Origin of the sequence: Shewanella sp. SW24, from assembly GCF_025653395.1 — a bacterium.
GTDB lineage: Bacteria > Pseudomonadota > Gammaproteobacteria > Enterobacterales > Shewanellaceae > Shewanella > Shewanella oncorhynchi.
This window is the reverse complement of record NZ_JAKKSH010000005.1, coordinates 11,472-24,905: the sequence shown is the minus strand read 5'-3', so window position 1 is coordinate 24,905 and position 13,434 is coordinate 11,472. Positions and strand designations below refer to the sequence as shown.

9 protein-coding genes are annotated in these 13,434 nt (G+C 46.8%); 1 reads left to right on the top strand and 8 read right to left on the bottom strand.

Annotation, left to right across the window (positions count from 1 at the left end; all coding sequences use genetic code 11):
* Positions 1-142: 142 nt before the first annotated feature.
* Positions 143-865, top strand: coding sequence for a TorF family putative porin (locus L5M17_RS05995; RefSeq protein ID WP_263145975.1), 723 nt, complete (start codon positions 143-145; stop codon positions 863-865).
* 82 nt (positions 866-947) lie between these two features.
* Here L5M17_RS05995 and nagP read toward each other — a convergent pair whose 3' ends face one another.
* The 8 genes from nagP to L5M17_RS05955 form a co-directional block, all read right to left on the bottom strand.
* Positions 948-2,246, bottom strand: coding sequence for an N-acetylglucosamine MFS transporter NagP (nagP, locus tag L5M17_RS05990; protein ID WP_105252977.1), 1,299 nt, complete (start codon positions 2,244-2,246; stop codon positions 948-950).
* A 601-nt stretch (positions 2,247-2,847) separates the two neighbouring features.
* On the bottom strand, positions 2,848-4,002 hold the full coding sequence (gene nagX / locus L5M17_RS05985; RefSeq protein ID WP_263145972.1) for a transmembrane glucosamine N-acetyltransferase NagX: 1,155 nt from the start codon (positions 4,000-4,002) through the stop codon (positions 2,848-2,850).
* 173 nt (positions 4,003-4,175) lie between these two features.
* Positions 4,176-5,330: an N-acetylglucosamine-6-phosphate deacetylase gene (nagA, locus tag L5M17_RS05980; protein ID WP_263145970.1), complete on the bottom strand. Its 1,155-nt coding sequence runs from the start codon at positions 5,328-5,330 to the stop codon at positions 4,176-4,178.
* A gap of 156 nt (positions 5,331-5,486) precedes the next feature.
* Positions 5,487-6,485 (bottom strand): glucosamine-6-phosphate deaminase NagB-II, encoded by a 999-nt coding sequence (nagB-II, locus tag L5M17_RS05975; RefSeq protein ID WP_219252032.1) that lies wholly within the window; start codon positions 6,483-6,485, stop codon positions 5,487-5,489.
* A gap of 17 nt (positions 6,486-6,502) precedes the next feature.
* Positions 6,503-7,438, bottom strand: coding sequence for an N-acetylglucosamine kinase (nagK, locus tag L5M17_RS05970; RefSeq protein WP_006080664.1), 936 nt, complete (start codon positions 7,436-7,438; stop codon positions 6,503-6,505).
* 221 nt (positions 7,439-7,659) lie between these two features.
* A complete protein-coding gene (locus L5M17_RS05965) occupies positions 7,660-10,458 on the bottom strand; it encodes a family 20 glycosylhydrolase (RefSeq protein WP_263145968.1) in 2,799 nt (932 codons plus the stop codon).
* 28 nt (positions 10,459-10,486) lie between these two features.
* Positions 10,487-11,974 (bottom strand): methyl-accepting chemotaxis protein, encoded by a 1,488-nt coding sequence (locus tag L5M17_RS05960; protein ID WP_263145966.1) that lies wholly within the window; start codon positions 11,972-11,974, stop codon positions 10,487-10,489.
* Complete coding sequence (locus L5M17_RS05955; RefSeq protein ID WP_263145965.1) at positions 11,974-12,990, bottom strand: substrate-binding periplasmic protein; 1,017 nt, start codon at positions 12,988-12,990, stop codon at positions 11,974-11,976. Before L5M17_RS05955 ends, L5M17_RS05960 begins: the two co-directional genes overlap by 1 nt.
* Positions 12,991-13,434 lie beyond the last annotated feature (444 nt).

The following is a 13,434-nucleotide window of genomic DNA, read 5'->3' as shown; positions in this document are numbered from 1 at the left end:
CTTAGCAATAACTCGCCATGAGGTCACAGCAACGGGTTTTCCTAGGCTGTTGTTTGGCAAACCAACGGATGCACTGGCGCGATTGAATAACCATGGTCGCCAGTAACACGTCCGAGTCAACAAAGAAAATGGGAGAAATACCGTGCATAATAATCTGAAAAAAAAACGGCTGGTACAGCTTGTCGGACTCGCGCTAACCACGACCCTATTCTCCGGCATGGTCGCCGCCGAAGTGACTGGGGAAATTAGTCTTACTAATGACTATCGTTTTCGCGGCGTATCACAAACCGCTGGCGATCCTGCCCTGCAAGGTGGTATCGATTGGAGCTTCGATTCGGGTTTCTCTGTCGGGGCTTGGGCAAGTAACGTGGACTTTGATGAGCCAGGTTATAACGGCCCAGCGATCGAATACGATTTCTATGTCGCCTATGGTGGTGAGATCAACGAAGCTCTGACCTACGACATCACCCTTAACCGTTATAACTACTCAGGCGAGAGTGATATAGGTTATTTCGAAGTGATTACGGGTATGGAATTTAAGGGCTTTCGCCTAGCCTATTGGTTTACCAATGATTACGGTGGTACTGATTTAGACTATCACTATGCCGAGCTTAACTATTCCCATGAATTTGTTGAAAACTGGAGTCTCGATCTGCACTACGGCTATAACGTTGGTGATGCATTAGATGACGGTGAAGGTTTTGATAGCTACTCAGATTACTCCATTGGTGTATCGACTGAATTGGCAGGCTTTGGGCTTTCTCTCGCTTGGTTAGGCACAGATCTCAGCGGTGACCAAAAAGTCTCTGATGGTGCATTCAAAAACTCAGATACCGTACTTGCTAGCGTAAGTTACGCATTTTAATTTCGCCTTAGGTTAGATTAACTAAGACACAAAAAAGCCCTCATCATCGAGGGCTTCTTTTTAGCTGTTCAAACAGACTTGACTACCAACTACGCATTTTATGGCCTTTCACCGCGTAGAAAAGGATGAACAAGTAGCATGGCAACATCACAATATAACCACCCTGCATGCCCATATCTGTCGCTGAGCTCATTAACCCCCAAGACACTGGACCAAAGGCGCCACCTGCAATCCCCATGATGAGAAGCGCAGAACCTGTACTGGTCAATTTACCCATACCAGACAAAGCTAGCGGCCACACCGCAGGCCAAACAATCGCATTAGCTAAACCAAGAAAAGCAATCATCAACAAAGTATCGGGCAGCGCCACACCGCCAAAAGGCACTAACAAAACATTAGCAATAGCGTAGGAATTATTGTCGCCAAACAAAATACCGCATGTCAGTAACAAACCCAGAATAGCCGACACCATCAAAGCCTTAGGCTGTGAAATAAAACGAGGAATTAACAGGATACCTAAAGAATAACCCAACACCATACACACCATAGTATAGGAAGTCATAACACCGTATGACTCTATGCCTAAAGACAAAGCAAATGTACCAATGGTATCGCCAGCAATAACCTCTACAGCAACATAAACAAACAGCGCTAACACGCCAAACGCTAAGTTAGGGTGAGATAATGCCGCTTTAAGTTGCCCTTTATCAGTATTTTCAGCAGCTTCATCTTCATTCAACAACTCTGGCAAAGGTGATTTTTTTACCGCGAGCGCTAAAATACCGATAAAAATGGCCATGCCTAAATAGGGGAATACTAAACCGTCAGCCATTTCTTCAATTTGTACTTGAGTTAGCTCAGTACCAATACGGTCTTTAAAGCTGTCTAAAATCAACGCCGAAAACACCAAAGGCGCAATCACACCCGCACCTTTATTCAAAATACCCATCACACTGACACGGGCGGCCGCAGATTCTTCAGGCCCCAAACGCACCACATAAGGGTTAACCGCAGTTTGTAATAGGGTTTGGCCTGCGCCCATCACTAATTGGGCGAAAAGGAATAGGGCAAATATTTGTGTTTCCGCAGCAGGGATAAACAGTAAGCCCGCCAACATCATCACGCCCATGCCTATCGCCATACCATTCTTATAGCCGACTTTGCGAATAAGCCAAGCGGATGGCAAGGCAGTAAAGGTCACGGCAATGTAAAAAGAAAACAGGATCAACGACGCTTGAAAGGGATTGAGTTGCAATATTTGTTTCAAATAAGGCATCAAAGAACCATTCAACCAAGTGGCGAATCCGAGGATGAAAAAGAGAGCGGCCACTATGGCCATGGGGAGAAAGCTGCTTTTCTGCTGGCTTTTATCGAGTGTCATTTCCATAAACCTGCTTCTTATAGTAATTAATTATTTAGGTGATAACGGGGTTTAAATTAATGCCTAAGTTCCCGAATATCCGTATCGCGACTCGTCCGCAATGGCTAATGTTATCATCCAAACGCACCATTGTTTCAGTGATGTTAAAACAAATAACACAAAAAGACAACGCTGTCATTTAATAAATTCTCGCGAATATTCCCTCGTAATCATTAATTAGCCGACAACTAGTAGAAATACCAATCACATAAATATCTAATCAGTTCAGAGCCTCACAGGCATCTCAATCCAAGGCGCATTGACGCTGAAATGGTTATTCCCTTTTAAGTCAATGCAACACCGGAGTGGGATGCCTGTGTGGCTCCCGAAGGGCGGCTGATGTTCACTACATGGCAACGCGCTTTATACTGCGTTTAAGGTTTTCGACAGAGCACCACTATGCTTTCAAGCCTTCGCCTTGTCTAAAGCGCGTTGAACTCCCGCTGAATGAACAGATATTTAATACGATGGGTATAAGTAAGTGATGACTCACATCCAGAAAATAATGTAAAAAAAGCCGCAGACACTGAGTGCGTGCGGCTCAAGCAATTAAGCGAACAGATTAAATTCTGACAAAAATATTGCGGCGATACATCCAATATAACACCAGCCACTGCACCGCAAGTAAGCTGATAACTGCAGCTAACGCTTGAGCGCTTTCAGGCAAGGCCATCACTAAGCCGCCAAACACGCTTTGGGCGACATATTTCCAATCCACTAAACTCGACGCTAGGTAAATAATGATGGCGTTGGTGCCAATCACCACAAAGAAAAATGCGGTTTTTTGCCACTTAAGCACATCGACTAATGCATAGAATACCGCCAGCAGGATCATGCTCCAGCCCGACGTCACCAGCACAAATGAACTGGTCCACAGATCTTTATTGACCGGAATAATAAGATCCAACAGCCAACCTAAGGCTAAGCAAGCACCACCCGCTGCGGCGAGTAATCCCACTTTGACCCACTCACCTTTAGGATGGAATTTAACAATAAAGTGGCCGACAAACACACCCGCTAACGCATTGACTATGGCGGGGATGGTCGACAGTAAACCTTCAGGATCGGGCGTGCGCCCCTGATAGCTTATGCCGGGTAGTAAAATTGAATCGACATAGGCATTGATGGATTCCGTTGGCGAGAGCACGCCCGCCTGTCCACCTGAGAAAGGCAACCAAAGTTGCATTGCGCCATAACCGAGTAAAATGCCCAAGGCGACAATAACTTGCGTTCGTAGACTCGTATGCCACACCAGTAATGCGGCAAAGAACCATGCAAAGGCGATTCGGCCTAACACACTGGCATAGCGAATTTTTTCAGGATCGGCAGGCGCGCCCGTACCCCAACCGTGATTGTATAAAATGCCCAGTAGCAGCAATAAAAAGAGTCGTTTAATCCCATGCCGATACACAGGTAATCGATCCTTCATCAGTAATTTATCTAAACGTTTGGGAGATAAACCTAAGGCCACACCAGAGAGGAAAATAAACAGCGGAAAAATCAAATCGTAGAAGTGAAAACCATGCCATTGGCTATGGTGCATTTGTTCATCGCCCCATTGCCAACCTGCCCAGCCCGTTAAAATAAGCAAGCCACCAAACAGAGCCTCACCGCCCAAAATCCAAAACATATCGAAGCCGCGCAGTGCATCCAGCGACATCAACCTAGGTTTATTCACCTTTACTGGCGCAATTGCGTTTGTCTGTGTCGTCCCCATGCCATCATCCTTTATTATTGTTATTAAAAGTTTTTATAAAAGTTGAGCAAAACTAATACGGTACAAAACTAATACTGAATAAAATTAGTGCTGTACAATAAAAAAACTTAGCCCCTGTCATCAAAATACGACAAGGGCCAATTGTTACACATCACCTCAACTACGAAAGCAATTTAAGGGTGTCCCCCTATTGTCTGTCCTGAATAGACGGCTCGTCCCGCAATGTAGTTTGCCTGCACTTTGTTCTGCGCATCGAGCAAGACAAAGTCAGCCCTATGTCCCAGTGCTAAACGGCCAGCCTTATGGTCAATCCCGAGGAACTGCGCGGGATATAACGCCGCCATTCTCAAGGCTTCCGCCAAAGGTAAACCCAACAAGTTGACGGTATTATTGACCGCAGTCGCCATATCGAGCACACAACCCGCCAGCTCACCTGTCACGGCATTTAATCTGTCGCCGACTCTCAGCACTCGAGTACCAAAAAGCTCGAAGCTAGTCTCATCGTCCATACCGACAGGCGGCATAGCATCAGTGACTAACATCATTTTACCTCTCGGTTTTGCCCTTAGTGCAACCTTTGCCGCAGCGGGATGCACATGGTGACCATCAACAATCAAACCACACCAAGCGGTTTCACTCTCAATCGCCGCGCCAACCATGCCTGGCTCACGGGAGCCCAGAGGAGACATCGCATTATAAAGATGGGTAAAGCCCGTCGCGCCTGCCGCTAATGCCGCAACCACAGTATCGTAGTCGGCATTAGAATGACCCAAACACACCTTCACGCCCGAGGCGACAAGCGTGCGGATCACCTCTGGCGACACATTCTCAGGCGCAAGTGTGACCACTTTAATCCCCAGATCTTGACGACAAAATACCGCGAGTTCAGCATCGGTGATTTCGCGAATAAAACCCTGCGGATGTACACCTTTTTTAGGCACAGATAAATGTGGTCCTTCAAAATGCACCCCTAAAACGCCAGCGCTACCTTTGACTAAAGCCTCGGCCACAGCATCGGCCGCATTGGCCATCACGCTGACATCATCGGTGATAAGCGTGGGTAAAAAACCTGTCGTACCAAAACGCGCATGGGCACGGCCGATAGTTTCAATGCAATTAACACTCGGATCGGCATTGAATAACGCCCCGCCGCCACCGTTCACTTGCACATCAATAAAACCTGGCACCAGCGTTCCGGCTTGGCGGATTTCCTTCGCGCCAACAACCGTATCAAACGCCAGAATGTGCCCGTCTTCAACAGTCACAGGCACATCTTGATGGAAATATTCACCATCAAAAATACGCTCGGCGATCAAGGTGATTTTCATCGCAAACCTCTTTCAATAAATAACACGAGTGACTTAAGTCTTAAATTAACTGCGCTGGCTTAGCTGAACAGGTTTAATCGTGCAGCTGCTTAATCGTGCAGCTAAAAGTCCGCTAAATCTAATCCGCAGCACCTAAACCTTTAAAACGTTGGCGGCTTAGAGCGTTTGGGTCACTTTTTTAAGGCCAGCAGGTTGATCGGGATCAATACCGCGGGCAATCGCAACCGCAGCCACATCGATATAGAAACGTTGTAATAAGGCTAACGGCGCCACACGTGGGTGAATGTCCGTCGAGGTTTGATTCAGATGCACTAAATCGGCGCCGCGTTGGCTCACATTTTCAATCTGTTCGATATGGCTAGCGTAGGATTCATCGCCAATACACACATCGACGATAGTGAGTTTTTTCTCAACTAAAGTGACAGGGCCGTGGAGGAACTCGGCGCTGCTGAACGCTTCGGCATGGATTGAACACACTTCTTTTAGCTTAAGTGCGATTTCCTTAGATACCGCATAACCTAAACCACGGCCGAGTACGACTAAGTTCTTCACGTCGGCAACGGATTCTGGCGTGAGCTGCGGCTCAGCGTCCACCGCCGTTTGCAGCGCTTGGGGTAAAGACGCTACGGCGCTAGCGAGCGATTCGCTTTGAGTCCAGGCGGCGGCGAGTTGTAAAATCGCCGACAACGTTGCGAGGTAACTCTTAGTCGCAGCAACGGCTTTTTCTTCACCTGCACGTAAAGGCACAACGACATCGGCGATATCTTTAATCGGTGCACTTTCATCATTCACTAAGGCAACACAGAAAGCACCGGCATTTTTTGCCATACGCGCCTGCGCCAAAATGTCAGGGCTACGGCCAGATTGTGAAATCACAATGACTAACGCGCCTTCGAGTTTCAAGGTTTTACCATACACACTCGCCACTGAAGGTGCGGCGGCGAAGGTCGGTACACCCGCTTCAATTTCAAATAAATATTTAGCGAACACTCCCGCATGATCCGATGAGCCGCGACCTACTATCATCACAAAACGAGGGGCGAAGGCGCGCAGTTTCTCACCTAACTGCTGCATGATGTCAGCGTTAGCTTCTAATTGACCCGCAATTTTTTGCGGTGCAGTGCGTGCTTCTTGTTCCATAATAGTGTTTGTCATGTCTTTTACCTTCACGTTCAAATACAGGATTTGGCTTCAGTGCCTATTTGCACTGACAACGACTTATTAAATTCTTGCTGAGCAAAATACATAGCACCGAGTTCGGGTGGTGCTAAGGTTTCTGAAATTTTGGCGACCACATCGGCACCGAGCCAGGCTTGTAAAGGCTCTGCAAGGCCACCGATCATCGAAAAACGCACCGGATTTAGGCTAAATAGCTTACGCGCCATGTCGCTAATATAATCTGCGCCCTCTTGTACTATCGCCGTCGCGACCGCGTCACCTTCACTGGCGCAATCGAGCACACTTCTGGCTAATGCGGCATAGCAACTTGATGATTTACCGGCTAGATTTTCGACAATGCCGAGCGCATCGGTGACGTTAAAGTAGCTCAGCAGCATATCGGTTAATCGGGTTGGTACGGCAAAGCCATCGAGTGCTAACAGCACGTGTTCCGCAGCTTTTAATCCAAGCCAAGCACCGCTGCCCTTATCACCTAATGCAAAACCATAACCGCCAATACTCAAACTGGTATCACCAACATGGGCATAACCGCAAGAGCCTGTACCCGTGATGATCACCGCGCCATCGGCACCACGGTGGGCACCAATACAAGCCGTATGCAAATCGGTAGTGACATACATGGCTGCAAAAGGATGCTGCCAGTTGATCACGTCTTGATATAACCGAGGGACATTTACGCCAGCAAGACCAAGACCCGCCACCAGCAAGTGACTATCGCTCTCGTTCATGCCCGCATCCAGCAACGCCAGGCGAGTCGATGCTTCAATGGATTCAAATGTTTGTGTGAGACCATGCAGTGGATTTGCGCGTCCAGCAACACCTGTCCCTAAAACGGTACCGTCTGCGCAGTAAATGGTGGCTCGACATTTACTGCCGCCGCCATCTACACCTATAAACAGTTGTTGATCTTTTGTCTGGACTAACCCCATGACACCCCTCTTCACCTATCAATGCAGCGCTACCGTTGCTTATTATTTGCCGTTAATACAGCGCTCAACTTTAGTTAACTCAATGTTACAGCAAAAATGACAGCGTTGTCATTTAGTTTTTAAGTGATTTATGATCTAAAATCAAATTTAGGCAATCACTGACACAGAAAAACAAAAAGGCTGTATTTTATCTTTAAAATACAGCCAGATATAAAAACGATTTAGTTAACGATTAAACTTCGGCCTTTACGAATACCATCGGCCGCAATGGCTCGGATCTCAATTGGTGCAGTGACCGCCAATCCCGCTTGATAAGCTTGCCATTGGCCATTGAGGCTACGGTATTCGAGTTTAAGGCCGGGATAGGCAATATTGGCAAACAGTTTACCGTCACGGATCTCGGCGCCGACCGTCGGTACGCGATAATCAATCCCCGCTTTATCTAGCTTGATAAACTCTTTGTGGCCCAAGGTATTCGCAAGTTGTTGCCACTCCTTTGCCTGTGCATCACGCATGGCTAAGGTAAAAGCCCCAGAGCTTTGGTTATACACAGCGCCTTGATACTGATAAGGCACTTCCCACGCAGCTTGATGCCAAGCACGCTCAGCCAGCATCAACAAACGCGGAAACACCATGTATTCAATCGTATCGTCACTGCGAATCGACTCACTCCAAACCTGCCCTTGCAAGCCAGTAAAGGGTTTGCCTTTCTCCCTTGGACCCGAGACTTTGTTACCCGCCTCATCAAATTTTATTCTGTCATCCGCTTCGAATGGCTGATTTTCAATATCGGTCCATTGCTCGGCGTTAGCGGCTAAATTATCAGGCATAAAGCTAAAGACTTTATGGCTATTGGTCGCGCGGCTCGCCCAGTAATAACCATGCTCTTTAGGATCGGCCTCATAGGGGAAGTCAAAGTACAATACCTCAGGATTAGAAAGTATGGTTTCCCAGCCGAGATTCGCCTGCTGATTGGCGCGCGAATGACCTTTGTGGGCAATCACATCCCAAATATTAGACTGCACTTTAGCGGGCATATTCTCAGGGCGAACATGGCTCATACCATCGCTCCATCCTGCTGCTTCAATGCCTTTTGCCGCTAACATAGTCGAAATTCGTTCAATAAAATAAGCGCCTAAGTCATCTATCGACTTAACGCCTTTATCGTTATTGGCGACAAATGCTAAACACTGCGGAGATTGTTTCCAAGCTCCCGCCGTTTCATCGGCACCAATGTGGTAACGCGTCAATGGTTGACCCGCGGCTTGGTGTAACTTGGCAATTTCATCAATCACTTTATCGACAAAGTGATAAGTCGACTCCATACACACGTTAAGCGTATTGTCGTCGTAATATTGCACTGAAGAATAAACCGTTTTGTCGTTTGCATCGGATAACAAATATTGCTCAGCTGCAGTGGTTTTCCCTTCAGCTTGCAATTGACGAGCGCCCGCATCTAACGCTTTTACCGCTGTGCTAGCTTGATTTGCCGTTTCCTGCACAGGGACAACTTGCACTTTGCCCGTGTTTTTAAGCTCTACGTCTTCAGCCTGTAATCGACGAAAACGCGCATCCATCGCTTTAATCGCGGCGCGGCTGTGACCCGGCATATCCATCGATGGGATCACTTGAATTTGACGCGCCTCGGCATATTTCACTATGTCGATATAGTCTTGTTTAGTATAGAAACCATTAACGCTCGACCCCGCAAAAGGACCACTGCCCAGTTGCGGTAACAGACAGGTATTTTCAGCAAGATCATGACAACGTTTACTACCGATGTCGGTCAGCTCAGGTAACCCGTCGATTTCTAAACGCCAACCTTCATCGTCAGCCATGTGTAAATGCAGTTTATTGAGCTTATAAGCCGCTATTTGGTCGAGCAAATCCAGCAACAATTGTTTGCTGTGGAAATTACGTGCCACATCAATGTGCATACCACGGAACGGATAACGTGGGCTGTCTTCAATGGTCATGGAATTCACTTTCAGCAAATTCACATCCACAAGGCTTGCTAGTGATGACAAACCGTAAGAGAAGCCCGCCGCATCATTGGCAGCAATCACAATTTCAGTTGGCTGAATATCTAAGCGATAACTGCCCTCATCCCCTTTTTGGCTGGCAAATTTCACCGTAATGCCACTAGCAGATTCAGCCACACTCAGGCGAGCTAAACGTGCCACCGCCGCCGCAACTTGACTCTTTTGCTCTGGGTTATCTTGCTGATATTCGAGCTTAATACCACCAGCAAGGGATACTGGTGTATCAGTTGAATGGATCTTCACCTTTTGTGGCGTTGGGATAATGGTATCCACAGCCAAGGCGGCATCTTCACTCACGCTTTGATTAGCTTTAAATAATTGCGCGGCATCGGCTGGCGCGAGTTTATCCGTTTCAGTGCGTTGATATTGGGTTTTAAAATTCGTAAACCCTTCAACATACGGACGCGTCTCTAAACCCGTTTCGGCATCTTTACCCACTTGAGTGCTGGCGATAATGACGGGCTCTAATCCTTTTGCTGCGAGGTAATAGTTTGGCATAGCGTCGGTTTCAGCCAATTGCCACGGCTCACCACGGAATGTCAGTTGCTTTTTCTCGCCCTTAACAAATCCCTTAAAAGCAGCCGTTGGCGTAATACGATGTAAATCGCCTTTAACGTGCGTTATCGTCAATTCACCGCTTTCAACCGATTGCACTGGGCGCATTTGGCTTAAATAAATTTCCCAATCTTGGCTGGCTAAATCCATACTGGGGACGAAATCAATTTGAGCGACAAAACAGCGACCATCGGCTTTATCTTTTAGGCACTTATCGTCTGGCATATTGGTCACAACACGGTAAGTTACGACTAACGAATCCCCGAGTTGTTGCAACTGCGCTTGAGTTAATGCGTCCTGAACTTGCAGTATTTGAGCCACAGCCTTATCGGCTGACGCTGCGGAAGGCGTCACAGGCGCCTCGGTACAGGCCGCTAATCCTAAAGCCAGTAAAATGGCGCTTGCTGAGAGTGTTTTTTTCATGATTATCCTTATCTAGCTCCAGAAATGGCTACAATCTGAAGGAAGTTACTAACGTCCGCAGTCTTTCCCCTTGGTGAAACAGTCGCTCGCTCGAGTGCGCTAAGTGCTCGCTATCGAGTGAGGCTGAACCTGAGACATTGGCAAGATCATTTAACGTACGAGAAATCGCTTCGGTGACGCAGGTTTGCTCCTGCGCCGCATGGGAAACTTCGATGTTCATATTACTGATATTTGAGACTAAATCAGTCACTTTAGTGAGTACTAACTTAATTTCTTCCGAGCGGTTAACGCCCTGAGTTGAGAGGGCTTGGCTCGCTTTCATCACAGTGACTGTTTCGGCCACTCGGCTCTGGACCTGCTGGATCATCTTCTGGATCTCACCAGTTGCCTGTTGGGTTCGGCTCGCCAGCGTACGCACTTCGTCGGCAACCACAGCAAAACCGCGCCCTTGTTCACCCGCCCTCGCCGCTTCAATCGCAGCATTAAGCGCCAGTAAGTTGGTTTGTTCGGCAATACTGTTGATGACTACAACGACTTCATCAATCTTTTGCGTTTCTTGCTGTAACTGTGAAACAGACAGTGCCGAGCGGGCTAATTCAGATGCCAGTTTACGAGTAATGTCTAATCCCGAATCGAACTGCCGCTGGCTGTCATCGACCGCTTTATCGGCCTGACTCGCCGCATCCGCGGTGCGTTTCGCATTAATGGCGACTTCATTGGCACTGGCGCTCAGCTGAGTTACAGCCGTCACTGCCGCCTCGGTTTCTTTTAATTGGGTTTGCACACGATCATTGTTGGTTTGCGACAGTGAACCAAGCGATTTGGCATCGCCCAGTAATTGCCCTGAGGTTTCGTGCACTCTGGAAATCGTGCCGTGAATTTGCTCAACAAAACCATTAAATGCCTTGGCAAGCTGACCAATCTCATCCTGACTCTCAACGGGTAATCTGTGGCATAAATCGCCGTCACCGCTGGCAATTTCTTCCATAGCACGGACCACATTCCCAAGTGGATTAATCACTAAACGTTTAAGAATAATGAAGATAACAATTAAACTGCCACCGAGAATTAACAAAGCCTGCAAGAAATAACCTAAGAGTAAATCTGACAACTGAGCGCGAATAGGCAACATAGAAAACTGAATAGCCAATTGGCCCGTTGGGTTACCTTGATCAGCAAATTGAATTTCACGTTTCACTAGATACTCATCGGCCACTGTTTGAGCCTGTTGACTCTCGGCTAACACTTTACCGCGATGGTCACTCACGACAATATGATAAATTTGCGCAGATTTAAGCATCACAGACAACACGGCTTGGATTTGTTCATAGTCGTAGGTGAAGATGGGCTGCGCCATGGTCACTTGTAAATTGGCGACGGTATTTTCTTCAAACTCAGTTTCACTGGCAGCCAATTTATCGCTCGCCAACCAGTAAGATGCACCGAACAGAACGCTAACAATCATAAAAATTGCTGCCGCTAATCCAATCTGTACTTTTAAGGCTAATGTTTTCATTATTTTGCACCTTGCATACTAAAAAGATCTAACCATAATTCTGTGCGTTCTATTGGTGTTAATGGACTTAAATCAGGTGTATCAAGACGGATAATCACCCGTTGTTCAAACTTAGCCTCACGATACAGTTGCTCAATTTTAAGCTCGCGATTAAACATCTCATCAAAAGAGCCGTCGCTTACCATACTTTCAAGCCCGGCTAAAATGGCCGCAGCAAGTTCGGGGCGCTTAGGGGAAACAAAGAAATAAGCTGGCGAACGATATTGCAGCAGGATATGGCTATCGACCTTAAGTGCGGGATCGGGGTGATTTGCGAGTTCTTCGCCAATTTCCTGGGCGCCGAGGGCAAGATAATCGAAACGCCCGCCTTCTAACATGGGGTATAAATTGGTGTACTGATAGCTAGTGACGACGGGTAATCCATTGGCTTCTAAAATCGTTGCATCGGGCCAATAACGATTTTGCCCCGCCTTTAACTGCCTAAAATCCGCCATGGTTTTCACATTAGCAAATCGTGCCTCATCCGATTTACGGATAATCAGCAGCCGATTACCGAGTAACCCTTTAAACAATGGAATGCGCACGGGAAGCACAGTTTCTTCCAATTCTTTTGAGGTCATGCTCCAAAACACGTCTACTGTCCCAGCGAGTGCTTCTTCGACCTTGCGCTTTTGATTCATTTGAGTCGGCATTTCTTGCGCTTGATAACCCGAATCCGAGCGCCGCAGTGCTTCATCAAGTAACTTTAGCAACCATTCCTGCTGTATCGCGGTGGTGATTTTTTTTGAAACCTGTGCAGACGATTTAGACACATCAGAATTTGCAGCTAAATTGTTTATAGCTGTGTCGGTAGCAAATACAGCAAAAGAGGAAAATGCCGAAAAAAACGCTAATGCCATTATAAACAGGGGTATGCAAACCGTTCTTCTTGTCATGATGAGTGCGGTGATATAGGCAATGACACTCGTCATGCCAATTGCAATGACACGCATCGCAGCCGTTAAATGAATCGCCATAAATTGCAGCCTCTTTTATTATCTGGTTTATACCAGTGAGTTTTATTTATCTATGCCGCTAACGTTCAAGTGCTGAGGTAGGCAATTGAGTAATACCGTAAAAACATCCTAAAAAAATGGCTGGGCACTGCTTACAGTACCCAGCCCACGCTAGTTTCTGGGGAGAGACTATCAAAATATCAAAGACAAACGTATCGCCGCCCGACAGCAATACTCCTGCCAAACACATGATAAGGAGACCTCATCCTCTCATGCAGACCTTACAAAAAACGCGTCACACAAGCAGATGACAGCGTTGTCATTATTAAAGTACACAAGAAAGAACAGGATTTCTACATTTTTTTGACAATTATTGTTATTTTTTATGAATAGACATAATTAATGCTATTTTTTCATATACTTAAAATGTTTAATTTATTTATTCAAGCTTATGTGACAACGCTG